At 68.6% G+C, this 24,626-nt stretch carries 28 protein-coding genes and 1 other RNA gene; 12 read left to right on the top strand and 17 right to left on the bottom strand.

Annotated elements, in window-relative coordinates:
* Position 1: 1 nt before the first annotated feature.
* Together VF536_RS13410 and cynS are read left to right on the top strand one after the other, a co-directional pair.
* Positions 2–826, top strand: a complete 825-nt coding sequence (locus VF536_RS13410; RefSeq protein WP_331615350.1) for an ABC transporter ATP-binding protein — start codon at positions 2–4, stop codon at positions 824–826.
* Complete coding sequence (cynS, locus tag VF536_RS13405) at positions 823–1,266, top strand: cyanase (RefSeq protein WP_331615349.1); 444 nt, start codon at positions 823–825, stop codon at positions 1,264–1,266. Before VF536_RS13410 ends, cynS begins: the two co-directional genes overlap by 4 nt.
* 4 nt (positions 1,267–1,270) lie before the next feature.
* On the opposite strand, the gene VF536_RS13400 is transcribed toward cynS, so the two are convergent.
* On the bottom strand, positions 1,271–1,756 hold the full coding sequence (locus tag VF536_RS13400; protein WP_331615348.1) for a hypothetical protein: 486 nt from the start codon (positions 1,754–1,756) through the stop codon (positions 1,271–1,273).
* 209 nt (positions 1,757–1,965) lie between these two features.
* Entirely contained in the window at positions 1,966–2,373 is a 408-nt protein-coding gene (locus VF536_RS13395; RefSeq protein ID WP_331615347.1) for a VOC family protein, read from the bottom strand.
* Between the two features lie 202 nt (positions 2,374–2,575).
* On the opposite strand from VF536_RS13395, the gene VF536_RS13390 reads away from it, so the two are divergent.
* From VF536_RS13390 to VF536_RS13380, 3 genes are all read left to right on the top strand, one after another.
* Complete coding sequence (locus VF536_RS13390; protein WP_331615346.1) at positions 2,576–2,929, top strand: DUF2946 domain-containing protein; 354 nt, start codon at positions 2,576–2,578, stop codon at positions 2,927–2,929.
* A 141-nt stretch (positions 2,930–3,070) separates the two neighbouring features.
* A complete protein-coding gene (locus VF536_RS13385) occupies positions 3,071–3,679 on the top strand; it encodes an SCO family protein (RefSeq protein WP_331615345.1) in 609 nt (202 codons plus the stop codon).
* A 50-nt stretch (positions 3,680–3,729) separates the two neighbouring features.
* A complete protein-coding gene (locus tag VF536_RS13380) occupies positions 3,730–4,227 on the top strand; it encodes a copper chaperone PCu(A)C (RefSeq protein ID WP_331615344.1) in 498 nt (165 codons plus the stop codon).
* On the opposite strand, the gene VF536_RS13375 is transcribed toward VF536_RS13380, so the two are convergent.
* The 8 genes from VF536_RS13375 to VF536_RS13340 form a co-directional block, all read right to left on the bottom strand.
* On the bottom strand, positions 4,157–4,927 hold the full coding sequence (locus tag VF536_RS13375; RefSeq protein WP_331615343.1) for a class I SAM-dependent methyltransferase: 771 nt from the start codon (positions 4,925–4,927) through the stop codon (positions 4,157–4,159). The genes VF536_RS13380 and VF536_RS13375 overlap by 71 nt on opposite strands.
* A 74-nt stretch (positions 4,928–5,001) precedes the next feature.
* The gene (locus VF536_RS13370; RefSeq protein WP_331615342.1) at positions 5,002–5,379 is read right to left on the bottom strand and encodes a response regulator; all 378 of its coding nucleotides are present in this window, start codon (positions 5,377–5,379) and stop codon (positions 5,002–5,004) included.
* A gap of 185 nt (positions 5,380–5,564) precedes the next feature.
* Positions 5,565–5,858 (bottom strand): DUF3325 domain-containing protein, encoded by a 294-nt coding sequence (locus tag VF536_RS13365; RefSeq protein WP_331615341.1) that lies wholly within the window; start codon positions 5,856–5,858, stop codon positions 5,565–5,567.
* The gene (locus VF536_RS13360; protein ID WP_331615340.1) at positions 5,855–7,591 is read right to left on the bottom strand and encodes a PepSY-associated TM helix domain-containing protein; all 1,737 of its coding nucleotides are present in this window, start codon (positions 7,589–7,591) and stop codon (positions 5,855–5,857) included. Before VF536_RS13360 ends, VF536_RS13365 begins: the two co-directional genes overlap by 4 nt.
* Complete coding sequence (locus VF536_RS13355; protein ID WP_331615339.1) at positions 7,588–7,947, bottom strand: DUF3649 domain-containing protein; 360 nt, start codon at positions 7,945–7,947, stop codon at positions 7,588–7,590. Before VF536_RS13355 ends, VF536_RS13360 begins: the two co-directional genes overlap by 4 nt.
* A 19-nt stretch (positions 7,948–7,966) precedes the next feature.
* Complete coding sequence (locus tag VF536_RS13350; RefSeq protein ID WP_331615338.1) at positions 7,967–8,353, bottom strand: hypothetical protein; 387 nt, start codon at positions 8,351–8,353, stop codon at positions 7,967–7,969.
* 56 nt (positions 8,354–8,409) lie between these two features.
* On the bottom strand, positions 8,410–10,620 hold the full coding sequence (locus tag VF536_RS13345; protein WP_331615337.1) for a TonB-dependent receptor: 2,211 nt from the start codon (positions 10,618–10,620) through the stop codon (positions 8,410–8,412).
* A gap of 133 nt (positions 10,621–10,753) precedes the next feature.
* Positions 10,754–11,764: a LacI family DNA-binding transcriptional regulator gene (locus VF536_RS13340; protein WP_331615336.1), complete on the bottom strand. Its 1,011-nt coding sequence runs from the start codon at positions 11,762–11,764 to the stop codon at positions 10,754–10,756.
* Positions 11,765–11,973: 209 nt separating this feature from the next.
* Between VF536_RS13340 and VF536_RS13335 the strand changes: the two genes are divergently transcribed.
* Positions 11,974–13,116 carry an L-talarate/galactarate dehydratase gene (locus VF536_RS13335; protein ID WP_414710366.1) on the top strand — a complete coding sequence of 381 codons (1,143 nt, stop codon included), beginning with the start codon at positions 11,974–11,976 and terminating at the stop codon, positions 13,114–13,116.
* Positions 13,117–13,172: 56 nt separating this feature from the next.
* Entirely contained in the window at positions 13,173–14,168 is a 996-nt protein-coding gene (locus tag VF536_RS13330) for a Bug family tripartite tricarboxylate transporter substrate binding protein (protein WP_414710364.1), read from the top strand.
* An 18-nt stretch (positions 14,169–14,186) separates the two neighbouring features.
* On the opposite strand, the gene VF536_RS13325 is transcribed toward VF536_RS13330, so the two are convergent.
* On the bottom strand, positions 14,187–15,452 hold the full coding sequence (locus tag VF536_RS13325) for an MFS transporter (protein ID WP_331615334.1): 1,266 nt from the start codon (positions 15,450–15,452) through the stop codon (positions 14,187–14,189).
* A 297-nt stretch (positions 15,453–15,749) separates the two neighbouring features.
* Between VF536_RS13325 and VF536_RS13320 the strand changes: the two genes are divergently transcribed.
* From VF536_RS13320 to VF536_RS13305, 4 genes are all read left to right on the top strand, one after another.
* Positions 15,750–16,079, top strand: coding sequence for a DUF4148 domain-containing protein (locus tag VF536_RS13320; RefSeq protein WP_331615333.1), 330 nt, complete (start codon positions 15,750–15,752; stop codon positions 16,077–16,079).
* A gap of 248 nt (positions 16,080–16,327) precedes the next feature.
* On the top strand, positions 16,328–16,579 hold the full coding sequence (locus VF536_RS13315; RefSeq protein ID WP_331615332.1) for a hypothetical protein: 252 nt from the start codon (positions 16,328–16,330) through the stop codon (positions 16,577–16,579).
* A gap of 302 nt (positions 16,580–16,881) precedes the next feature.
* On the top strand, positions 16,882–17,214 hold the full coding sequence (locus VF536_RS13310; protein WP_331615331.1) for a DUF4148 domain-containing protein: 333 nt from the start codon (positions 16,882–16,884) through the stop codon (positions 17,212–17,214).
* Between the two features lie 227 nt (positions 17,215–17,441).
* On the top strand, positions 17,442–17,693 hold the full coding sequence (locus tag VF536_RS13305) for a hypothetical protein (RefSeq protein WP_331615330.1): 252 nt from the start codon (positions 17,442–17,444) through the stop codon (positions 17,691–17,693).
* A gap of 162 nt (positions 17,694–17,855) precedes the next feature.
* Here VF536_RS13305 and VF536_RS13300 read toward each other — a convergent pair whose 3' ends face one another.
* From VF536_RS13300 to VF536_RS13290, 3 genes are all read right to left on the bottom strand, one after another.
* Positions 17,856–18,176 (bottom strand): plasmid stabilization protein, encoded by a 321-nt coding sequence (locus VF536_RS13300; RefSeq protein ID WP_331615328.1) that lies wholly within the window; start codon positions 18,174–18,176, stop codon positions 17,856–17,858.
* A gap of 26 nt (positions 18,177–18,202) precedes the next feature.
* Entirely contained in the window at positions 18,203–18,718 is a 516-nt protein-coding gene (locus VF536_RS13295) for a pyridoxamine 5'-phosphate oxidase family protein (RefSeq protein ID WP_331615327.1), read from the bottom strand.
* 107 nt (positions 18,719–18,825) lie between these two features.
* Entirely contained in the window at positions 18,826–19,932 is a 1,107-nt protein-coding gene (locus VF536_RS13290) for a catalase family protein (protein ID WP_331615326.1), read from the bottom strand.
* A gap of 191 nt (positions 19,933–20,123) precedes the next feature.
* On the opposite strand from VF536_RS13290, the gene VF536_RS13285 reads away from it, so the two are divergent.
* Positions 20,124–22,724, top strand: coding sequence for an excinuclease ABC subunit UvrA (locus VF536_RS13285; RefSeq protein WP_331615325.1), 2,601 nt, complete (start codon positions 20,124–20,126; stop codon positions 22,722–22,724).
* Here the strand turns inward: VF536_RS13285 and VF536_RS13280 are convergent.
* The 3 genes from VF536_RS13280 to ssrA form a co-directional block, all read right to left on the bottom strand.
* Positions 22,672–23,082, bottom strand: coding sequence for a hypothetical protein (locus tag VF536_RS13280; RefSeq protein WP_331615324.1), 411 nt, complete (start codon positions 23,080–23,082; stop codon positions 22,672–22,674). The genes VF536_RS13285 and VF536_RS13280 overlap by 53 nt on opposite strands.
* A gap of 115 nt (positions 23,083–23,197) precedes the next feature.
* Positions 23,198–24,070 carry a PIG-L deacetylase family protein gene (locus tag VF536_RS13275; protein WP_331615323.1) on the bottom strand — a complete coding sequence of 291 codons (873 nt, stop codon included), beginning with the start codon at positions 24,068–24,070 and terminating at the stop codon, positions 23,198–23,200.
* Positions 24,071–24,261: 191 nt separating this feature from the next.
* Positions 24,262–24,626: a transfer-messenger RNA gene (gene ssrA, locus VF536_RS13270) on the bottom strand; the annotation flags it as partial.

The following is a 24,626-nucleotide window of genomic DNA, read 5'->3' as shown; positions in this document are numbered from 1 at the left end:
GATGGAACACGGCGCCGCGGCGGCGGTCGATGCCGCGCCCGTGCTGGTCCGCGTCGAAGGGCTCGCCAAGCGCTACGGCGACACGACCATCTTCGAGGACGTGAACTTCACGCTGCGTCAGGGCGAGTTCGTCTGCATCGTCGGCCACAGCGGCTGCGGCAAGACGACGATCCTCAACACCCTCGCCGGCCTGGAGCGGGCGAGCGGCGGTCACGTGATCGTCGACGGTCGTGAGGTCGTGGGGCCGGGTCTTGACCGAGGCGTCGTCTTCCAGGGCCACGCACTGATGCCGTGGCTCACGGTGCGGCAGAACATCGCCTTCGCCGTGCGCAGCAAGTGGCCGGACTGGTCGAAGGCGAAGGTCGACGAGCAGGTCCGCAAGTACGTCGCCCTGGTGAGTCTGACGTCGGCGCTCGACAAGAAGCCGAGCCAGCTCTCCGGCGGCATGAAGCAGCGCGTCGGCATCGCCCGCGCCTTCGCGATCGAGCCGCGGATGTTGCTGCTCGACGAGCCCTTCGGCGCGCTGGACGCGCTCACGCGCGGCACCATCCAGGACGAGCTGCTGAAGATCTGCGCCGCGACACGGCAGACGGTCTTCATGATCACGCACGACGTCGACGAAGCCATCCTGCTCGCCGACCGCGTGATGCTGATGTCGAACGGACCGAATGCGCGGGTCGCCGAGATCGTCGTCAACACGATGCCCCGCTCACGCCAGCGCGCCACGCTGCACCACGATCCCCAGTACTACCCGATGCGCAACCACCTCATGGACTTCCTGGTGGAGCGCAGCCATCCCGTCACCCCTGCAAGGAGCAACCCATGAGCCGACTCGACGTCACCGAAAAGATCATCGCCACCAAGGTGGCCAAGGGCCTGAAGTGGTCCGACGTGGCCGAGGCGGTCGGCCTGAGCAAGGAGTGGGTCACGGCGGGGTGCCTGGGCCAGATGACCTTCGACGACGCGCAGGCCGCGACGCTGGCGGGGATCTTCGACCTCACCGAGGCGGAGACGCAGTGGCTCAAGGTCGTCCCGTACAAGGGCAGCCTGCCGACCTCGGTGCCGACCGATCCGCTGATCTACCGCTTCTACGAACTGATCAGCGTCTACGGCACGACCTTCAAGGAACTGATCCACGAGGAATTCGGCGACGGCATCATGAGCGCGATCGACTTCCGCATGGATCTGCAGCGCGAACCTGACCCGAAGGGCGACCGCGTCAGCATCGTGATGAGCGGGAAGTTCCTGCCGTACAAGACGTATTGAGGCGTCAGTCGGCGTGCAGGGCTGTCATGGTCCTGCGGGCGGCCGACGCCGCCGTCCTGCGCCATGACACCAGGACAAAACGGCGCAGCACGTAGCCCCAGGGAACGACCAGGGCAAACGCGGGCGCCGCCAGGAAGATGTAGGTCAGCTCCTCCGCGGAGGAGCCGGCCAGCCTGCCGGCCTGCCACAGCGGGTAGGCGACCACGGCCAGCCACAGCGTCTTGTAGAAGATCATGAACAGCACCACCGGCAGCATCCGCAGCGGATGCAGCAGCCCGAGCAGCGACAGCGTGCCATAGGCGGCCCACACGCAGACGGCCATCGCGCGGTACGGTTCCCAGTCGCCCTGATGCTGGAGGATCGAGCTCCAGGCCGTGAACGCCATCAGGCTGCACATCAGCAGGTAGATCACGCGCAGGCAGGCGATCTGGACCGGGCGCACGCCGTCGTGGCGCGCGGGGTCGCTGGTGAAGAAGGTCTTGAGAGTCATGGGGGCGGTCCTCGTGGCGTGATTGCTTTTCTTCAGGCCGATCCGGAACCGCAATCGACGCGGAGCCGATGTTCCACGCCGGGCACCTTCCGGCGAGCCGGAACCGATGGTCCGCCTTCCCGGCGGGATGAAACGCAGGCGAGGCCGATGGGGCGTTGTGCTGCCGTAACAGACGTCTTGGGGGCTTGCGAGGTACGGCACGACCTCATTCAGCCCGCCGGCATCGCCGTCGGGTCCATCCAGAGCGCAGCCCACAGGTGACCGTCGGGATCGGCGAGGTCGCGGGTGTACATGAAGCCGTGGTCTTCCATCGGATTCACATCGGCCTGCCCGCCGTGGGCGGCGGCGGCCTCGTTCATCGCGTCGACGGCGGCGCGGCTCTCCAGCGACAGCGACAGCATCAGCGCGCACGAACCGGCTGGCGGGAACGGCCGCTGGGTGAAGGTCCGCCACTTCGCGTGCGTGACCAGCATGACCTGGATCGCGTCGCTCCAGACCATGGCGGCACCGTCTTCACCGCTGAGCTGCGGGTTCTGGCCGAAGCCCAAGGCCTTGTAGAAGGCGATCGAGGCGCCGAGGTCGCTGACCGGAAGGCTGATGAAGAGGCTCTTGGGCATGGTTCACTCCGTTGACAGGTTGAGTCGGGTCCCGCCGCGCAGGACACCTTCTTCGTCACGACGATCGAGCCGTCCCCGGATCGACACCACCGCGCGGATTGCCGATCACGTCGCCGACCCCAGGCGCGCCTCTGGAGAATCGGACGCATAGAATCCTCGCATGCATGCGACGCGGACATCGACCAGGCGCTGGGCATGGCTCGTGAGCTTCACGATCCTGCTCGCGGCGATGCTGCCGTCGCTGTCGCATGCCATGCTGGTCCATCAGGGCGCCACCTTCGCGGAGATCTGTTCCGCGACCGGCGCCAAGCTCGTGGTGATCGACGCCGCCGGCAACGCCGACACGAGCCGCGAGGGCTCATCGCTGATGAACTCGTCGATGAACTGCCCGTACTGCGCCATCCACCATGGCGCGCCGGACTTGCCGCCCGCCACCGTGCAGTGGACGCCGCCCGATGCATTGAAGTTCGAGCATCCGCAGCTGTTCTTCACCGCGCCGCGCCCGCTCTTCGCCTGGGCGCCTGCGCTCGCTCGCGGACCTCCCGCCGTCGCCTGATCGCCGCCTCGCGGCTGATGCGCACTTCGCTCCGCTCCGGACGCGAAGCACTTTCCGACTGACCTGTTCGCCCTCGCGCGCGCTCGCACTCATGCGCGCGTGCGCCCGGGCGCGCCACGGTCGGTCCACGCCTTCTCGATCATGCGACACCCTTCCCTCGCACCACGCGCGCCCGACGCGCGCCGCCGTGCCCTGACCATCGCCACCTGCCTGCTGCCGTTGACGGCCTGCAAGCCCTCCCCGACTTTCCACGGCATCGATCTCTCTCTCGTGAGCTACGCGAGCGACTTCGCGCTCCAAGGCGCGGACGGCCGACCGCACCGCCTGGCCGACTTCCGCGGCAAGGTCGTGATGATCTTCTTCGGCTTCACGCAGTGTCCCGATGTCTGCCCGACCGCGCTCACGCGCGCCGCGGCCGTGCATCAGATGCTGGGTGAGGACGCCAAGGACTTCCAGGTCCTCTTCGTGACCATCGACCCCGAGCGCGACACCGCGCCGGTGCTCGCGGCCTACACCGCCGCGTTCAACCCGAGCTTCCTCGGGCTCTACAGCGACCTCGCGGGCACTGCCGCCGTCGCCAAGGAGTTCAAGGTCTATTACGGCAAGGTGCCCACGGGCAGCAGCTACACGATGGACCACTCGACCTTGAGCACCGTCTTCGACCGCAACGGCAAGGTGCGCCTGGCCATCAAGCACGAGATGAGCGCCGCCGACCTCGCCGAGGACGTGCGACAGCTGCTCAAGGCTTGATGCTCAAGACTCATGGCTCGACGCCCCACAACACTTTCAGGAGAACCCACATGACTTTCAAGATCCACACGCTGCTGCTCGTCGCAGGCGCGTTGTCCGCTTCCATCGCCAACGCCCAGGTGAAGATCGAAGATGCCTGGGTACGCGCCACGGTGCCGCAGCAGAAGGCCACCGGCGCGTTCATGAAGCTGACCGCCGCCAAGGACACCCGGCTCGTGGCCGTGACCACGCCGCTGACGCCCAAGGCCGAGGTCCATGAGATGGCGATGCAGGACAACGTGATGCGGATGCGCCAGATTCCGGCGATCGAGTTGCCCGCGGGCAAGACGGTGGAACTCAAGCCCGGCGGCTATCACCTGATGTTCCTGGACCTGCCCGCCCAGGTGAAGGCGGGCGATCAGGTGCCGCTGAAGCTGACCTTCGAGGACCGCAACGGCGCCCGCCAGACCGTCGAGGTGAAGGCGCCGGTGCGCGCGCTCAATGCGGCGATGCCGGCGAAGGACGATAAGGGCACTCAGGGCGGTGGTCACGGCGACCACGCGCACTGAGACCGGCCAGGAACCACTCGCGCTTCGCGTCAAGCGCTTGCGGCGCGGCGAAGCCGGCCTCGTCCAGCAGTTGCACGATGGCTGGCTCGTCCATGGGCACGACGACGAATGAATGCGTCCAGACATCGTCGCCCATCGTGTACTGCAGCGTCATCCGCACGAGCGACTCCTGCGCATCAGGCGTCCGGTCGACCTGGACCAGGTCGATCGACGTCCCGTCGCTCCTGCCCAGGTGGCCGATTGCTGCGCTGCGCAGCCACTGCGCGTCCTGGCACTTGAGGATGAGCACGCCTTCCGGCGCGACATGACGGGCCGCCGCGGCGACGAAGGCGCGCCGCACCGCAGCATCCGCATGATTGATGAGGCCGCTCGGCAACAGGACCACGTCGAAGCGCTCCGCGAGCGCAAGCTGCTCGATATCGGCGTGGACCTTGCGGATCCGCTCGGAGACGTGCGCGAGCATGTCGGTGGAGTTGTCGACGCCGGTGACCTCGCATCCGAATTCGAGCAGTCGATGCGTCAGCAATCCCGTGCCGCAGCCCAACTCCAGCACCGAGGTGCCCGGCGGCAGTCGTGGCCGCAGGTGTTCGATCTCGCCGGCGTAGCGTGCGCGGCGGTAGAGCTCGACGGAGCAACCGTCCTGGGTCTGCGCACCGGGGCCGGTGCCGCTGAAGTCGATGTCGCGGGAGGTTTCAGGCATGTGCGGGGTCCTGACGAGGCACCACGCACTCTACTGTCCCAGCGTTGCAGGCGCCAAGGCGGCGCCCTCAGGAATCAATCCGCCATCCACGCGCTGTTGGACAGCGTGCAGAGCTCGCCGACCAAGCGTTCGAAGTCGCAGGCCTTGTCGTAGAAGCCGTCGGCGCCGCAGGACAGCACGCGGGCCTCGTAGGCCGCGCGGTCTTCCGAGCTCAGCACCAGGATGCGGCCGCGGAAGCGCGCCGCGCGCAGGCGCTCGATCACGCCCAGGCCGGAGCCGCCGTCGATGCTCAGGTCGACCAGCACCACGTCCGGCGCGCTCAGCGCGATCGTGCTGATCGCGGCGTTCTCGCTGGAGGCCTGGCCCACCACGGTGATGGACGCTTCGGACTGCAGGCGCGACACCATCAGTCGGCGCAGCAGCGCGTTGTCCTCGATCAGTGCAACCTTCATTTTTTGTCTCCCTGGAATGACTCAATGATGAGTCACGGGTGACAGCTTTTCGAGGCTGGCCGGCCCCCAGCCGGGGTGGGGACGCTGGCCGACAACGGGTCAGGCGAAGGACTACAGAGGGATGGGATTCCCGCACACCCCGGAAGAGCCATGGCGCCCGTGCGCCATCGCTCTCCAGGGAGGACTCAGCCCCGGCGCTGCGAGACCTTGCGCCGCTGATGCACGATCAGGGCGACGAACACGACGCCCGCGGCGAGGCTGGTGTGGCCGCTGTAGCTGACGAGGCCCAAGCCCCAGCCCTGCACGGAGACGACCAGCGCCAGGCTCGCCAGCAGCAGCCCCCAGCCGGCACCGCGCAGCGCCTTCGACTGGGACGCAGGCAGCTCGCGACCGAGCGCGTCCGACTGCGCGCGGTCCGTCGCCATCGCCAGTGCCGCGAAGGCGGCCACGCAGAGGAGCAGGCTGAGGACGTGCATCATCGCGCGCCCTCCCCGCCCGACCGCAGCGCCATGCCGGCCTCGCCGGAAGGCGGCGGCGGGGGCATCCTGGACGCCTTGACGGGCGCCCTGACCGCTGCGTTGGCTGGCATCCCGCCCTGCGAGGACGGTTCGGAGCGTTTCGCCTTCGGCACCGGCCTGCCCTTGGGCACATGGCGCGCCGTCCGGATCGCCAGATAGGCCAGCAGCGCCGCGAAGGCCCAGAACATCAGCTCGACCGCCGCGAAGGTCCAGTCGCCCTGGGCGATGCTGTGCCACAGCGGTCGGTCCGTCGTCAGCGCGTTGCCCACCGGCAGCAGCGCCAGCGACGCGGCGCCCAGCCAGAACAGCTCGATCCAGGCCCGCTTCGGCGGCCGGACCAGCGCATGCAGCAAGGTCACCGCCCAGACGATGAACATCACGTGGACTTCCCACTCCGCGCGCTTGTCCAGGCCCAGCGGCAGCAGCCGGTTGGCCCACAGCATGCCGCTCATCGCCAGCGGCAGACCCGCGATGGCGGCGATGTTCAGCCGCTCCACCACCATGAAGCCGATGTACGGCCTGTCGGGATCGGGCAGCTTCTGGCGGCGCTTGACCGTCCACATCACCAGCCCGCTGCCGACCATCGCCGTGCCCGCCAGGCTGACGATGAAGTACAGCCAGCGCGTCGCGTCGTCGCCGAAGCGGCCCAGGTGCAGCCCGTACATCACGCCTCGCGTCTCGGCCGCGGCGCCGACGCCGCTGCGGTCCTCCAGCAGCTTCCCGGAGACACCGTCGAACAGCAGGTACTGCGGGCTCATCGACACACGGCCGCCCTCGCCGCGCGTGATCGCCACGCGCGCCGCGGCATCGCCCGGATTCGTCGCGGTGACGCGCGCCACGTTTCCCGCGCCCCAACGGCCTTCCGCCTCGCGCACCATCGCCTCGACGGAGGCCAGCGGCGCCTTCTCGCCCGAAGGCTTGCCGGGCTGGATGAAGGCGCTGAGTTCAGAGGTCAGCTGCTTCTTCAACGCCGGCGAATTGATGCCGGCCTGCTCGCCCCAGGGCATGTAGAGCGCCATCAGCGTCACCAGGCCGGTGTACGTGATCATCAGGTGGAAGGGCAGCCCGAACACCGACAGCGCGTTGTGCGCGTCCAGCCACGAGCGCTGGCCCTTGCCCCAGCGGAAGGTGAAGAAGTCGGTGAAGATCTTCTTGTGCGTGATCACGCCGCTGACGATGGCCACCAGCATGAACATCGCCGCCAGTCCCGCGAGCCAGCGGCCCCACAGCACCGGCATGTAGTGGAACTGGAAGTGGAAGCGGTAGAAGAACTCGCCGCCCAGGGTCTCGCGCGCATTGACCACCTTCTCGCCGGTCTGCGGATCGAAGACCGCCGACTTGAACGCGCGCCGCGCGCCCTCCTTCGCCGGCAGGCGCCAGAAGGCGTCGGCCACGCTGTGGCGGTCGTCGGTCAGGCGCAGGCTCCACTGCGAGGTGCCTTCGGCCAGCGTCTCCAGCTCCTGGGCGATGCGGCCGGCCACGACGGCCGGCTCGGGCATCACGGCCTGGTGCGCGATCTCGGGCCGCATCCATTGCGACAGCTCCTCCTTGAAGTAGCTGACGGTCCCGGTGAGGAACATCGCGAACAGGAACCAGCCCAGCAGCAGGCCGGTCCAGATGTGCAGGTCCGACATCGTCTGCCGGATGCCGCGCGGCTGCGGCGCGGTCGGGGATGCTTGGACGTCGACGGTCATGGCGCAACGGCGGGGGCGATGGCGGGGGCGGCGGCGGTCCAGACGGACCAGGCGAAGGGCAGCAGGAGCAGTGCGGCGACGATGAGACCGACCCAGGCCCGCGTGGCGCTGCGGACCGCGAAGACCCAGACGACCGCGCCGGCGTAGACGGCGAAGCTGCCGAGCATGCCGCCGATGACCGACTGGATGGTGCTCGCCGGCAGCGCGAGTACCGCGACGCTGGACAGCGCCGCCAGCGCGTAGCCGCCGCCGACCGCCGCGACGATGCGCGAGATCAACGGCAGCACGGCCAGGACGCGGGACGCCGCAACGGCGACCCTCGAGTTGCGGCCCGACGGGGCGCTGACGGCGTTCATCGCGGCGCTCCTCCCGGGGTCACTTGTTCGGCGTGGCCGCGGGGCCGGCCGCGATCGGCTCGACGCCGTCGGCCTTCAGCACGGTCAGCGAGGTCACGTAGCTGACGCCGTCGTACTTCTCGGCGCCCTTGGGACCCTGGCGTTCGCCGGCGGTCTTGTCGGTGTGCGCGACCTCGGCCACGTACTGGCCCTTCCACGGCAGGTCGAAGCGCACCTGGCCGAACTTGTCCAGTAGGCCCGGCGAGGCCTCGCGCAGGTTCTCGCCGAATTCGCCGAAACGCACGACCGCACGCTCGTTGGCGCCAGCGGCTTGCTCGATCCAGATCTGGTGCGCCTGCGCGGCACCGGCGGCCAGCAGCAGCGACACGGCGGACAGGCGCAAGGCCGGACGGAAGCTCTTGTTCATGGGGTCTCCTGGGGCGCGGATGGCGGTTGGAATGATGAACGGGACGACAGCGGGGATCAGAAGTCGAACGACGCGGACAGCACCACCGTGCGGCCCGTGGCCACCGTCGCGTACGTGCCGCTGAGCAGCCAGTAGTGGCGGTCGAAGACGTTGTCGATGTTGGCGCGCAGCACCGTCGGCACGCCGGCGATCTTCGTGGTGTAGCGGGCGCCGATGTCGGCGCGCGTCCACGCGGGCACGGCCAGCGTGTTGGCGTTGTCGATCCAGCCCGAGGACGTGTAGATCACGCGGCCGTTGATGCCCAGGCCCGGCAGATAGGGCACATCCCAGTCGGCGCCGACGCTCGCCGTCTTGTCGGCGACGCCGGTCGCGTCCTTGCCGTCGAAGGTGCCGCCTGACGTGCGGATCTGCTTGGCGTCGGTGAAGGACGCGCTCGCCAGCCAGCGGATGCTGCGGATGATCTCGCCCTGCACCGACAGTTCCACACCGCGATTGCGCTGCTCACCGTCGAAGCTGTATCGCATCAACGTGCTGCCCGGCACCGGGAGCGTCGCGGCATTCGGCTTCTTGATCTGGTACGCGCTGACCGAGGTCAGGAAGCTGCCCCAATCGACCTTCACGCCGGCTTCGATCTGCTTGGACTGATAGGGGGCGAACACCTCGCCCGGATTGATCAGCGTGCTGTTGACCGGCGCGATGGCGCCCCGCGTCAGGCCTTCGGCGTAGTTGGCGTAGACCGACAGGTCCTCGGTCGCCTTGAAGACGACGCCGCCCAGCCGCGAGACGGCGCTCTTCTTGTACGTGCCCACCACCTCGGCGGTCTGGTCGCGCACGCCGGCCGTGACCAGCAGGCGCTCGTTCAGGAACGACATCGTGTCCGCGATCGCGATGCCCGACAGGCGGGAGTCCGAGGTCTTCGTCGGGGCCAGACGCGTGCCGATCACCGCCGGCATCGGCACCGGGTGGTAGATGTTGGACGGCACCGAACTCGACGCGGGATTGGCCAGGTAGAAGCTCCCCGTCTCCTGCTCCAGTCGGCTGACGCCGACCGAGACCGTGTGGCCGATGCCCGCCGTCTCGAAGCGCCCGCGTGCGCCGGCGTCGGCGCTCTTGGTCTTGAAGTAGGCGTCGTACCAGGCGCCGATGAGCCGGAAGTCGCCGTTGACGTCGGCGCGCGTGCTGGCGGTCGGGAAGTCCTGCATGGTCCAGCTGTCGCGCCAGCCGGCGCCGGCCCAGACGGTCAGGCGGTCGTTGACGTCGTACTCGAACTTGGTTGCGAACATCTCGTCGTCGACCTCCAGCGCCGCGTCGGGACCGTAGATGTTCTTGCGCGGGTCGGGCGTCTTGGGCAGCCGCGTCAGACCCGCGAGGAAGGCGGGCTGCGACCGGAAGCCGCGGATGTTCTCGTGCTGCTTGAAGATGTCGGTGGTCCAGCGCAGTTGCGTGCCGCGGAAGTCCAGCGCGATCGCGGCGAAGCGTTGACGGGCATTGCCGTCGTCGATGCTGGCCTCCCCGTCGCGGTAGCTGCCGTTGACGCGGATGCCCCACTCCTTCTTCTCACCGAAGCGGCGGCCGGCGTCGATCGCGACGCCGAGCTGATCGCCGCTGGCGAAGCTGGTGGTCAGGCGCGTCAGGTTCTGGTCGCCCGCGCGCTTGGGGATCACGTTGATGCCGCCGCCGACGCTGCCGCCGGGCGGCATGCCGTTGAGCATCGCGTTCGGCCCCTTCAGCACCTCGACGCGCTCCATGACCTCCGCAGGCATGCGGTTGGCCGACGCCAGACCGAACAGGCCGTTGAAGCCGACGTCGCCGCTGGGCACGGCCAGGCCGCGGATCTGGAAGTCCTCGCCGAAGCCCTGCGCCGCCGTCATCACGCGCACCGAGGCATCGTTCTGAAGCACGTCGGCCAGGGTGCGCGACTGCTGGTCGCGCATCAGCTGCTCGGTGTAGTTCAGCGTGTTGAACGGAATGTCCATCGCGTCCTGCGAGCCCATGATGCCCAGTCCACCGCGCGAGCCCAGGCCCGCCTTCTGGCGTTCCGCGCGGCCCTGGACGGTGACCTTGCCGAGCGGCGGCGTCGCGGTCGTCGCGGTCGTCGACTCGGCAGAAGCGGAAGCGGCAGAAGCGGCCTGACCCGGAACGGCAGGCGCCTGCGCAGCCTGCGCCAGCGCGCCGGCGGCGCCGACGGCCAGGCTGGCGCCCAGCAGCGACTTCAGGGCGGCGGCAAGCGGCGTGAGCAGGAGCTGGGAATCAGGACGGACGGACATGGGCGACGGCTTTGTTGCAAATGAGAACTTTTCTCATCATAGAGGCGCAACATGCAAAGCCCGTGAATGCCCGTGCGATTGATGGAGGGAGTGGCAGCGGTACCAGTCGCCGCGCCGCTGGGTCGCTGCGTCCTTACGCGGCGTCGCCCGTCGATCCCCGCAGCACCAGCTGGAAACCGATGTCGACGATGGCCGGACCGGACGTCTCGCCCCGGCCGCGGGTGATCAGCACGTCGGCGGCGCGGCGGCCGATCTCGGCGCCGTCGATGTGGACCGTCGACAGCGACGGATGCAGGGAGGCCGAGAACTCCGCACCGCCGAAGCCGATCACCGCGAGGTCCTCGGGCACGCGCAGGCCGCGCGCGAGGGCTTCGGTCAGGACGCCTTCGGCCATGCCGTCGGAGCTGCAGACCACCGCGCGCAGGTCGGGCGCCTGCGCGAGCAGCGCCGACAGCGCGCGCCGTCCATGCGGCACGCCTGCCGGCACTTCGGTGACGGCGGTGGGCACGTCCTTGCCGATCACCGACAGGAAACCGGCGCGCCGCTGACCGGCGCGCTGATCGCTGCCGGTGGCCAGGCCCACGCGAGTCCATCCCCGCGCCATGAAGTGCCCCGCCACCGCGGCGCCCACCTGCACGTGCGAGAACCCGACCACCGTGTCCAGAGGCCGCTCCGTCATGTCCCAGGTCTCCACCACCGGCACGCCCAGACGCGCGAGGCGGCGCGCCGTGTCGCCGTGCTGCAGCAGGCCCGCCACCACGATGCCGTCGACGCGCCGGCCGATCATGGTGTTCAGCAGCGCCTCCTCGCGGGCGTGGTCGTAGCCGGTCTGGCCGAGCAGGACCTGGTACCCGGCGCGGTCGAGCTGCTCGGTCAAGACCTGGATCGTCGGCAGGAACTGCGGCACCGAGATCACCGGCACCAGCGCCGCCACCGTCATGCTGCGCCGCGACTTCAGGCCGCCCGCCAGCAGGTTGGGGATGTAGCCGGTCTGGGCGACCGCCTGCATCACCTTCTCGCGGGTGGCGGCGGAGACCACCTCCGGCGTACGCAGTGCGCGGGACGCGGTCATCAGCGACACACCCGCCGCGGCGGCGACGTCATGCAGGGTCACGGCTCCAGCGCCGGGGCGGACAGGCGGCATCGATGAGGCGGGTCGAAAGGGATTCCAGAGGACGGGGCAGCAGCGCTTCCCCAGGGTCGGCGGCGATTGTCCCGGCTTTGCAGATGGAATCTTGCAAACGTCGAGATGTTACCGTTACCATCCATCGTCGCGGCGCTGAACAGCCACGGGCATAGCTCGCCCATTCTTTCAGCGCCTTTTCATGAACCTGAATGTTAACGTTAACAGCCATGCCAGACACCAGTTCCAACGACCGCATCGAGTGGCTCCGGATCTCGTCGTGCTACCTCCCGCTGGCCACGCCGATCAGCGACGCGAAGGTGCTGACGGGCAAGCAGAAGCCGATGACCGAGATCGCCCTGCTCTTCGTCGAACTCGTCACGCGCGACGGCCATGAGGGACTGGGCTTCAGCTATTCGAAGCGGGCCGGCGGGCCCGGCCAGTTCGCCCATGCGAAGGAGATCGCGCCCGCGCTGATCGGCGAGGATCCGAGCGACATCGCCAAGCTCTGGAACAAGCTCTGCTGGGCTGGTGCGTCGGTCGGACGCAGCGGGCTGTCGACGCAGGCGATCGGCGCCTTCGACGTCGCGCTCTACGACTTGAAAGCGCGTCGCGCGCGTCTGCCGCTGGCCAAGCTGCTGGGCGCGTATCGCGACTCGGTCGCCTGCTACAACACCTCGGGCGGCTTCCTGCATACGCCTCTGGAGCAGCTGCTGGTGAACGCGTCGGCCTCGATAGCGCGCGGCAACGGCGGCATCAAGCTCAAGGTCGGACAGCCGGACGGCGCGCTCGATCTGAAGCGCGTCGACGCAGTGCGGCGGCATCTCGGTGACAACGTGGCGCTGATGGTCGATGCCAACCAGCAGTGGGACCGGCCGACCGCGCAGCGGATGTGCCGGACCTTCGAGCCGTTGCGGCTCGTGTGGATCGAGGAGCCGCTCGATGCCTACGACCACGAGGGGCACGCGGCGCTCGCCGCCGCCTTCGACACACCGATCGCCACGGGCGAGATGCTGACCAGCGCGATGGAGCACGGCGACTTGATCCGTCACCGCGCCGCGGATTACCTGATGCCGGACGCGCCGCGTGTCGGCGGGATCACGCCGTATCTGAAGATCGCCGCGCAGGCGGAGCAGGCGGGTCTGATGATCGCGCCGCACTTCGCGATGGAGCTGCACGTGCACCTCGCGGCGACCTACCCCACCGAGCCCTGGGTCGAGCACTTCGACTGGCTGGAACCGCTGTTCAACGAGCGCCTGGAAATCGCCGGCGGCCGGATGCTCGTGCCGGATCGACCCGGGCTGGGACTCAGCCTGAGCGAGCAGGCGCGCGTCTGGACGCGCGAGCAAGCGGAGGTCGGCAAGCGACCCTGAGCCATCCCCCACACGACCCCGATCCATCGCCCACACAACGACACCAGGAGATAACGATGATCCGATCCCTTCGCCCCCTCATCCGCGGCTTGAAAGCGGGCGTCGCGCTCGCGCTGCTGAGCGCCTTGCCGATGACCGCTGCCCTCGCGCAGACCTGGCCGGCGCGTCCGGTCACGCTGCTCGTGCCCTTCCCGCCCGGCGGCTCCACGGACATGGTCGCGCGCACGCTCGGCGTGAAGCTGCAGGAGAAGCTGGGCGGCACCTTCGTCGTCGACAACAAGGCCGGCGCCGGCGGCATGATCGGCGCGGCGGCGGCCAAGCGCGCGGCGCCGGACGGCTACACGCTGTTCGTGTCCTCGCTCGGCCCCTTCGTCATCGGCCCGCACCTGACGAAGACCGCGGGCTACGACCCGATCAAGGACTTCGACTACATCACCATCGCCGTGCAGGCGCCCAACGTCCTGGCGGTGCCGGCGGGCTCGCGCTTCAAGACGCTGGCCGAGGTGATCGCCTTCATGAAGGCCAACCCCGGGCAGATGACCTTCGCCTCCGCGGGGCCCGGCACCTCGGACCACCTCACCGCGGCGCTGTTCTGGCAGGAGACCGGCACCACCGCCACCCACGTGCCCTACAAGGGCGGCGCACCGGCGATCACCGACCTGCTCGGGGGTCAGGTCGACACGACCTTCATGAACATCAACACCGCCCTGCCCCACATCAAGGCCGGCAAGATGCGCGCGCTGGCCATCACGAGCGCCAAGCGCTCGCCGCTGCTGCCGGACGTGCCCACGATGGAAGAGCTCGGCCACAAGGCGGTGACGGTCTACTCGTGGCAGGCGGTGGCCGCGCCCAAGGGGCTGCCGGCGGACATCAAGACCAAGGTGCGCAACGCCGTCGTCGAGAGCCTCAACGATCCGGCGGTCAAGCCCAAGCTGCTGGAGCTGGGCTTCGAGATCGTGGGCAACACGCCGGAGCAGTTCACCGCGTTCCAGTCCGCCGAATTCGCCCGCTGGAAGCAGGTGATCGAGCAGGGGAAGATCAGCATCGATTGATGCTGAGCGGCCCGTCCTTCAGGCCGCGCGCGGCTTGCGCGTATCGGGCAGGAAGGCGGTCGCCAGGCCAAGCAGCGGCAGGAAGGACGTGAGGGTGTAGACCCAGACGATGCCGTGCACGTCGGCAAGATGGCCCAGCCCGGCGGCGCCAATGCCGCCGATGCCGAACATCAATCCGAACATCACGCCCGACACCATGCCCACGCGGCCGGGGACGGCCTCCTGCGCGTAGACGACCAGCGCGGCGAAGGCCGACGACATCACCAGCCCGATCGCGACCGCAAGCACGGCGGTGAGCGTCAGGCCGACATGCGGCAGCGCCAGCGCGAACGGCGCCACGCCGAGGAAGGACACCCAGATCACCGCCTTGCGGCCGATGCGGTCGCCAACCGGCCCGCCGGCGAAGGTGCCTGCGGCGATGGCGGCGAGGAAGATGAACAGGTAGACCTGGCTCTGCTGGACGCTGAGGCCGAAGCGCTGGATCAGGTAGAAGGTGAAGTAGTTCGTGAAGGACGCGATGTAGACGAACTTCGCGAACATCAGGATCGCGATGACGACGATGGCGCGGATCACCTCGCGGCGACCCAGGCCGCCGGTCGCGCCGCGGGCGAGGCTGTTGACCTTCGCCTGGCCGTGGCGCAGCGTCCAGCCGGTGATGCGCGACAGCACGAAGATCGCGAGCGCCGCGACCAGCATGAACCAGGCGATGGCCGACTGGCCGTGGGGGATGACGATGGCGGCGGTGAGCAGCGGCCCGACGGCCGAGCCCGCGTTGCCGCCGACCTGGAAGCAGGACTGCGCAGTGCCGAAGCGCCCGCCCGAGGCCAGACGCGCGACGCGCGAGGCTTCCGGGTGGAAGGTCGCCGAGCCGACGCCCACGACGCCCGCGGCGACGAGCAGCATCTCGTACGAGGTGGCGAACGCCAGCAGCCCGACGCCGACCAGCGTGGCGACCATGCCCATGGGCAGCAGATAGGGCTTGGGATGCTTGTCGGTGTAGAGGCCGACCCAGGGCTGCAGCAGCGAAGCGGTGATCTGGTAGACCAGCGCGATCCAGCCGATCTGGCCGAAGCTCAGCGCGTAGTTGGCCTTCAGCATCGGATAGATGGAGGGCAGCACGGCCTGGATCAGGTCGTTGAGCAGGTGAGCGAAGGCGGCGGCGCCGACGATCGGCAGCAGGAAGCCGTGGGCGTGGGATGCGGCGGTCGCGCCGGTCGCGGCCGGTGCGGTGGTGACGGGAAGCGCCGCCTCGGAGCGTGCGAGGGACGCGGAATCGGTGGTCATGCGGGGTACTGCCGGGAGGTCGCGATGGGGGAATCGCCGAGCCTAAAGGACTTCGAGGCGTTTTCCGGTCGTCAGCGGATCGATGCGACCGCTCTGCGCGCAGCGCCGGGCGGGCCCATCAAGACTGTCTTCAAGGGCGCAGCGGACTGGCGCGATTGTTGTCGTTCGCACAACAACTCATTCGCCGCCGGGCCATTTATGCGATCGGGGCCCGCATCTAACCTTCAGTCATCGGCAAACGACGCCGGCCCAAGACCCCAGACACCCCGATCCAACGCTCTCTCAAAGGACCTCATCATGAACGCCAAGACCCTGATCGCCTCCGCCCTGATCGCCCTGTCGACCGCCGCCGTGCCGGCCTTCGCGCAGAGCTACAGCCACCTTGATCCGATCACGCAAAGCCAGAAGACCCGCGCCGAAGTGCTGGCCGATCTGGCGATCTATCGCGAATCCGGCCTGGCGGCGGTCGACCGCACCGAAGACTCGTCGCTGGAACTGACCCAGCGCGCCAAGGCGGAAGCCCGCTACGCCGAACTGAAGGCCTCGCCGAAGTACGCCGCGCTGGTGCAGCGCTTCGCGGCGAAGGACACCAAGGGCTCGACGACCGAAGGCGTCTCCGCTCGCTGAGCGTCTTCACCGCCTCTGCGTTCCGCCTCAAGGCTTCTGCATCCCCTGTCTCCCCGGCCTCAAGGCGCCGGCAGGACTCTGGTCCTGTCGGCGCTCTGCCTTTCTGAGGCTTCGGGCCCGACGGTTCATCTGCCGCGCCTGCAGTTCACGCCGTCGCGGCGAGGGTTCGTCGCTGGGCGCTCGAAAGTCAGAGCCTCGATGACGACACTGACTCCATCGACACAGCAAACGCCCTTCAGGAGATCGACATGAACGCCACCCGCCTCAGCATCACTTCCGCCACCAGCACCACCGTCAAGGCTGTCGCCTTCGGTGCCATCGCGGCGCTGGCCCTGGGTCTCGGGATCGCTCATGCGCAAGGCCAACGCGAGATGCGCGCCTCGATCGTCACGCTGGATCCGGTGGTCATCACCGTCAAGCGCGAACAGCTGCCGACCGTGTACATCACCGGCCGTCGCAGCGCGGACGCGGTCGACACGCAAGTCGCCTCGGCCGAGTGAACGTCCCAGATCGCGCTGTATCGGTGGAGCGATCCACGGACTGACGCCCTTCGGTTCGCTCCCAAGCAAGACGCCCGGCAATGCCGGGCGTCTTGCTTTGCGCTTGCACATCGAAGCACCGACAGGGAACGAGATCCCGAGGGCAATGGCTGGCGATCGATTGTTGCGAGCCTCACAACGGCCCATTCGTGCGCCAGTCATTTATCAGAAAGGGACGCGGATCTAACCTTCAGTCATCGGCAAACGACGCCGGCCCAAGACCCCAGACAGCCTGATCCAACGCTCTCTCAAAGGACACCATCATGACCGCCAAGACCCTGATCGCTACCGCCTTGATTGCCCTGTCCGCCGCTGCCGTGCCGGCCTTCGCACAGAGCTACAGCCACCTCGATCCGATCACGCAGAGCCAGAGGACCCGCGCCGAAGTGCTGGCCGATCTGGAGATCTATCGAGAGTCCGGCCTGGCCGCGGTCGACCGCACCGAAGACTTCAGCCTGAACGCTGGCCAACGCGCCAAGGCACAAGCCCGCTACGCCGAGATGAAGGCTTCCCCGACGTACGCCGCGCTGGTGCAGCGCTACGCGGCCAAGGAAGCCAGCAAGGGAGCCGCGACCGAGGGCGTCGCCGCTCGCTGAGCCCCGTGCGGGCCACACGGCCCGATTGATTGAACGCCGAGAGGACCCGGTCCTGTCGGCGTTCTCGCTTGTGAGGAGCCGAAACGGTGATCGAAGCGCGACAGCTTGTCAGCCATCCTTGCACTTCACACCGTCGCTGCGCAGCTTCGTCGCGCAGCGCTCGCGAGGCGGGACCGCGATGACGACACTGACTCCATCGACACAGCAAACGCCTTCAGGAGATCGACATGAACACCGCCCGCCTCAGCATCACTTCCGCCACCAACACCACCGTCAAGGCCCTCGCCTTCGGTGCCATTGCGGCGCTGGCCCTGGGTCTCGGGATCGCTCATGCACAAGGCCAACGCGACATGCGTGCCTCGATCGTTACGCTGGATCCAGTGGTGATCACCGTGAAGCGCGAGCAGTTGCCGACCGTCTACATCACCGGCCGCCGCAGCGCCGACGCGGTCGACACGCAAGTCGCCTCGGCTGAGTGAACGTCCCAGGTCACGCTGTATCAGTGGAGCGATCCACGGACTGAGGCCCTTCAGTTCGCTCGCATGCAAGACGCCCGGCTCGCCGGGCGCCTTGCATTTCAAGCCGACTTTCCGCCCCGGCGACATCGTCTCTCATTTCTGGGGATGAACGGCTCGGTGCGCTCAATGATGACCAGCGCGCGCCGCCGCATTGCGCTTGCGCGTCGCGGCGGCCTTCTTCGCGGAGGCCGAGCGCTCCGCCGCCGTGCGGCTGGCCGCGGCCTTGCCGCCCAGATGCCCGCCCTTGCGGGAGGGCTCGTGGTTCTCCGGCTGGCCGCGTCCCGAGCCGGACTTCTTGCCCCCGCCGGTCTCCTTGTTGACCGTCGCCCAGGCGCGCTTCTCCGCTTCGGCCTTGGGAACGCCGCGATCCTCGTAGCCGCTTTCGATGTGCTCGGCCTGCCGCTTCTGCTTGTCCGTGTAGGACGACTTGTCGCCTCTGGGCATGGGGTACTCCGGTCAGGGTTGATGCCTTACTTCATGCGCACTTCGCCGGTCTCGGCCAGGCCGGTGGGCGGCTTACCGGTCACCGCCGCCTTCGCCATCGCGTAGAGCTGCGTCAGCTTCGACGCCTTCACGTCCCAGTAGCTGGCGTGGCTGATGCGTACGCGCACCACCGCGAGGTCGGGATCGTCGACGCCCTTGGTGAACCAGGCTTCCGCGGCCTTGTTCCAGAGCTCCTGGCGCTTGGCGCGGTCCTCGTTGAGTTCCGCGATGCCGGACACCGAAACATAGGTGTCCTCGCTGCGATCGGCGAAGCCGACGTTCACCTGCGATGACGCGACGATGTCGCTGAAGGGCTCGCCGCTGCGGGACATGAAGAACCACAGCGATTCGCCCTCGTCGAGATCCTTGTTCTGCAGCGTCATCGGGCGCGAGTGCAGATGGCCGTTCGCATGATGGGTCGTGAACAGTCCGACCTTGACGTCCTTGATCAGGTCCCAGAGCTTCTCGCGTCGCTCGGTGTCGGAGAGGGGCTTATCGGTCATGGGGAGGCTCCTTTGAAGAGGGTTTGCCTCTTCAACAGCAAGCCCCGCTCCCGGTCCGATGCCCCCTGCGAAGCGGGCACGCCACCGAACACACGCGGGCCTCGTGGTCAGGCCGGGCCCTGGCTCCGGGCCGGGTCGTGGATGGGGCAGCGGTTGAAGGCCGAGCGGAACTCGCGCGAGGCCGCCATGACGATCTTGCGCGCCCGGTTCACACCACCCAGCGGACGATGCGCGGCGAGCGCGTTCCAGGGACTGAAGGCCAGCGCATCCTCTTCGGCCTGCGTCGCGTCGCCCTGCCAGCTGTCCTGCGGCGCCACCGACAAGGTCGCCACCGTGACCCAGGGGCTCATGTCCTCCGGCCATTCGACCGAGGCGTCCTCGATGGGCATCTCATCGGTGTTCACGCAGAGCTGCACGCGCAACGCCCATTCCACCGGCGCGGTCTGCCCCGACATGAAGCGCGCCACCGACACGCGCTGCGCATCGTCGCCATCGGCGTCCATCGACTCACCCGTCAGCGCGGTGAGCGCCGGTGACACGGGCTGCAGGGAGAACTTCGCGATGTACGGTCCGAAGAGGTAAGGCGTCTGCGAGAAGTAGGTGTCGCCCAGCGGATGGGCTTTCGGATGCCCGCCGAGCGACTTCAGCTTGCCGCTCTCCGCGCCGACCGCTTCGAGCACGTGCTCCGCGCCGCGCAGCACCGCCGACAGCACCTCCTTGCCGCGCGGCGACTTCTCCGTCGTGGATGCCAGCAACTTGACGTCCTTGAGGAAGCCGCGCGGATCGGGGCGCGAGAAAGCCGGCCCGTTGACCATCAGGAAGTCTTGCGCGTCCGGGCCAAGCGCCTCGGGCAGCCGCTCGCCGGGAACGCCCAGCACCTTGAGCGCGAGCGCGCGCGGTGTCGACACGCTGTCGGGGAGCTGCTCCGCCGGCGGCGACGACAGGCGCACCAGGGTGTCGTAGGTCACCGGCTCGGCGAACAGTCCTTGCGCAAAGATCGCAGGCAGGCCGCCCGACACGGTGAGCTTCCCGCGCAGCAGTCCCTGGCCCTTGGCGTGCACGGCGCGGAACGCGTGCCCTTCCGTGTCCGCCACCGTCCTGGCCATGCCGACGAAGGTCTTCACCAGCTCGGCGATGGTCGTGGCTTCGCTGGGTTCCTCGCGTTCGAGCGACGGGTCGAAGGTCACGGGCATCACATCGGTAGAAAGGTTCATGGCGGCGGCTCTGAAGTGGATCCTTCCAAAGGCAACAGCCATGCCCGTCGCGACAGGCGCTCGCACCGCCGTGGCTGTCGACATCCATCCCATCGGCGCAGTGGGCATCCAGCTTGCTGGACGGTGCCATCGACCGATACTTCGCACCCGCCGCTCCGGCGCCTGTCGCGTCGATCACCCGAGGTTTCCTCTTGGCCAAACGCCCTACCGCCAGCCCGCCGTCCCCGCAGTCCCCGCCGTCACGCGCCGCCTTCGTCCAGGTCCGCGGCGCGCGCGAGCACAACCTCAAGAACGTCGATGTCGACGTGCCGCGCGACGCGCTCGTGGTGTTCAGCGGCGTGTCGGGATCGGGCAAGTCCTCGCTCGCCTTCGGCACGATCTACGCCGAGGCGCAGCGGCGCTACTTCGAATCAGTCGCCCCGTACGCGCGGCGGCTCATCGACCAGGTCGGCGTACCCGCGGTCGACTCGATCGACGGACTGCCGCCCGCCGTCGCGTTGCAGCAGCAGCGCGGCACGCCGAGCGCGCGTTCGTCCGTGGGCAGCGTGACCGGGCTCTCATCGCTGCTGAGGATGCTGTACTCGCGCGCCGGTCGTTATCCGGCAAAGCAGCCGATGTTGTACGCCGAGGACTTCTCGCCCAACACGCCGCAGGGCGCCTGCCCGCATTGCCACGGGCTGGGACGCGTGTACGAGGTCACCGAGGCCTCGATGGTCCCCGACGACACGCTCACCATCCGCGACCGCGCCGTCGCCGCGTGGCCGCCGGCCTGGCACGGCCAGAACCTGCGCGACATCCTGGTCACGCTGGGCATCGATGTCGACAAGCCCTGGCGCGAACTGCCGCGCAAGACGCGCGACTGGATCCTGTTCACCGATGAACAGCCTACAGTGCCCGTGTACGCCGGCTTCACGCCCGCCGAGACCAAGGACGCGTTGCGCCGCAAGATGGAGCCCAGCTACCAGGGCACCTTCAGCAGCGCGAAGCGCTACGTGATGCACACCTTCGCGACCACGCAGAGCGCGCTGATGAAGCGCCGCGTGTCGCGTTACCTGATCGGCGGCGCGTGCCCGGTCTGCGACGGCAAGCGGCTCAAGCGCGAGGCGCTCTCGGTGACCTTCGGCGGACTCGACATCGGCGCGTTGTCGCAGTTCCCGCTGGCGCAGCTGGCCGATCACCTCGGCGACGCGGCGATCGACGGACTCAGCGAGGAGAAGCGCCTCGCAGCCCGCCGCCTGGTCGACGACGTGCTGATGCGGCTGCGTCCGCTGCTGGCGCTCGGGCTCGGCCATCTGTCGCTGGAGCGGGCGACACCCTCCGTGTCGCCAGGCGAGCTCCAGCGGCTCCGCCTGGCCACGCAGATCTGCTCCAACCTCTTCGGCGTCATCTACGTGCTCGACGAGCCGTCCGCGGGGCTGCATCCGGCCGACAGCGAGTCCCTCCTCGCTTCGCTGCGCGCGTTGAAGGCGGCGGGCAACTCGATCTACGTCGTCGAGCACGATCTCGCCTTGATGCGCGCCGCGGACTGGATCGTCGACGTCGGCCCCGCGGCCGGCGAGCTCGGCGGCCGCGTGCTCTACAGCGGTCCGCCGGACGGACTGCGCGGCGTCGCGGAGTCACGCACCGCCGCCTACCTTTTTCCTGGCGCCACCAACGACGCCGCCGATGCGGTCGATGCGCGGCACCGCCCCGCGCGACGCGCGCCCAAGGCGTGGTTGCGGCTCGAAGGCATCACCCAGAACAACCTCGTCGACGTGGACGCCGCGTTCCCGCTCGGCGTGTTCACGGCGGTCACGGGCGTATCGGGCTCCGGCAAGTCGTCGCTCGTGAGTCGTGCGCTCGTGGATCTGGTCGGCGCGCATCTCGGTCATGAGCCTGTCGCTGCCGAAGACGACGAGGACGCCGAGGCCGGCGCAGATCTCCAGTCGACGACCGGGGGCCGGATCGCCAGCGGCGCCGAGACGATCCGCCGCCTCGTGCAGGTCGATCAGAAGCCGATCGGCCGCACGCCGCGTTCCAACCTCGCGACCTACACGGGTCTGTTCGACCACGTGCGCAAGCTCTTCGCCGCGACGCCGGCTGCGCGCTCGCGCAAGTTCGACGCGGGTCGTTTTTCCTTCAACGTCGCCAAGGGCCGCTGCGAGACCTGCGAAGGCGAAGGCTTCGTCAGCGTGGAGCTGCTGTTCATGCCCAGCGTCTTCGCGCCCTGCCCCGCGTGCCACGGCGCGCGCTACAACGAGGCGACGCTGAAGGTCCGCTACCGCGAGCGCAGCATCGCCGACGTGCTCGGCATGACGGTCGATGCCGCGTTCGAGTTCTTCGCCGAGGAACCGGCGCTCGCGCGGCCGCTGGGGCTGCTGAAGGGGATCGGCCTGGGTTACCTGCGGCTCGGCCAGCCGGCGACCGAACTGTCCGGCGGCGAGGCGCAGCGCATCAAGCTCGTCACCGAGCTGCAGCGCACGCAGCGCGGCCACACGCTCTACGTGCTGGACGAGCCCACCACCGGCCTCCATCCCTCGGACGTCGACAAGCTGATGGCGCAGTTGCGCGACCTGGTCGACGCGGGCCACACCGTGGTCGTCGTCGAGCATGAGATGCGCGTCGTCGCTGCCGCGGACTGGGTGATCGACCTCGGGCCTGGCGCGGGCGGCGACGGCGGGCGGCTCGTTGCGGCGGGGACGCCGGACGAGGTGGCGGCGAATGCGGACTCGCGCACGGCCCCGCATCTGAAGGCGGCGATCAGCGACTCGGCTGGAAGCCCTCGGGATCGAGCGCGAAGCGCCACGCGCTAGAGCGCTGCAGCGCCTCCTTCAGCGCCCGGGAGCTGGGCCGCACCAGCGCGGACAGTTCCTCGCTGAAGAACTCGCAGCCGAGCGCGTGGGCGACATCGCAGACGACCTCGATGAAGTGGTCGGTCTCCTCGGCGCAGGCGTCCAGGCGCGCGTGCAGTTCGTAGCGGCCATCGGGGTCGGAGACCATGTCGATGCAGTTGCCCGCCTCGTTGCCGAAGTAGCGCCAGCCCTCGAGCATCGGCGTGCTCGGCCCGACGCGACTCGCGAGGTAGTGCATGACGTCGGAGCGCGAGGACGGCAACCACGATGCCGCGGCACCGCCTTGCGCGAAGGCCAGATCGAATTGCCAGACGGACATGACGGGGGAGGCATGAGTCCGAGGAATCTCGATGCTACGCCCCCGTCCTTGGCCTTGTCATGCTGCGCCGCGTCAATGAGCGGCGTCGATCTGCGGCGTCAATGCAGCGACAAGCTCACTGGTGGCCGAGGTCGGGCAGCAGCACGAATTCGAACGGCCGCAGCAGGCGGTTCACCGACTCCGCGGACAGCGCGGGCGGGCGATCGCCGTCGGCGAGCAACTGGCTGCGATGCGCGGCCAGGGCGGCGCGCTTGTCGCTCAGCGCCCGGGCGTTGAGCGGCAGGCGCCGCATCCGGTGCCACGGAACGGCGGTGTCGCCGGGACGCGCCCAATGCCAGGCCCAGATCGGCAGCTCCACGAGCGAGGCGCCCGTCAGCACGGCCGCGCGAGCGCAGGCGCGACCCGTCGCCTCATGGTCCGGATGACCGTCGAGGCGCCATGAGGTGAGGAGGACGTCGTCCGGCCGCAGGCGGCCGCACAGCTCGAGCACGAGGTCGTCCTCGTGCGCGGCGACGTGGCCGTCCGGGACGCAGAGCGAATGCACGGGCACATGCAGGCCCAGACGTCGCAGGCCCGACGCGCGTTCATGGCGGCGCTGCACGGCGAGCCGCTGCGGTGTCCAACGCGGCGACCCCGGGTGGCTGGCTTCGCCGTCGGTAACGGCCACCAGCTCGACGGGCGGCGCGGGCGCGCGATCGGGCGGGAGACCGGCCCGATGCCGCGTCACCAGCAGCGACAGCAGGCCGCCGCAACCGAGGACCTCGTCATCGGGATGCGGCGCGACGACGACCGCGCGCCGCCCCTCCGGTACCAGTTCATCGAGCGAGGTCAGCGGCGCGCCCCACAGCGGCTGCCATTGGCGCCAGGCCCATTCGGGCGTGCCCTCGCCGTCGATGCGGCGGTCGGACGGCGAGCGCGGCAGCGCCTCGTGAGGGGCGAGACCGACGGGCATGCCCTCGTTCACGGTACGGAACGGGCGTCGTTGCATCAGAGCGTCCATGGCGTGGCGGTTCCTTCCAGGTTTCGGTATCCCCAGCGACCGGCTCGCGGTCGCCAAGGGCTGGCGAAGGAGCTACTGGCAAAGGGCCTGCCAGCCTGGTGAAACGGTTTGTGTCGGATGCGCTGCGGAGCCCGGAAAGGAAAAAAGCTCAGACCGCGAACGGTCTGAGCTTTTCGAATTGGTGGAGCCGGCGGGAATTGAACCCGCGTCCGCAAGCCTTCATCGGGCAGTTCTACATGCTTAGCTCTCTGATTTGGTTCTCACCTACCCGGTCGCGCAGGAGCACGCTACCGGACGGGCCAGCACCCTAGATCTCGCCATCACCCAAGGTGCCCGGGTGACAGCCAGCCAATGTGTATAACCTCTCTGTGTCAGGACTTGCGTCCGTTCACCCGGCCCATTGGCCTGCCGGTGAGAGGTCCGCGGGGTTTAAGCCGCGAGAGCGTACGTTTGATCGTTCGCAGTTGGTTTGTTCCAGATGGATTTACGAGGTGCCTGGCCCTCGGCATGCCCTACTCCAAATCCGTACCCACGTCGAAACCAG

Source organism: Roseateles sp. (genome assembly GCF_036486225.1).
Lineage (GTDB): Bacteria > Pseudomonadota > Gammaproteobacteria > Burkholderiales > Burkholderiaceae_C > Roseateles.
Note: the sequence above shows the minus strand (reverse complement) of the source record. Positions and strands in the feature narration are given on the sequence as shown.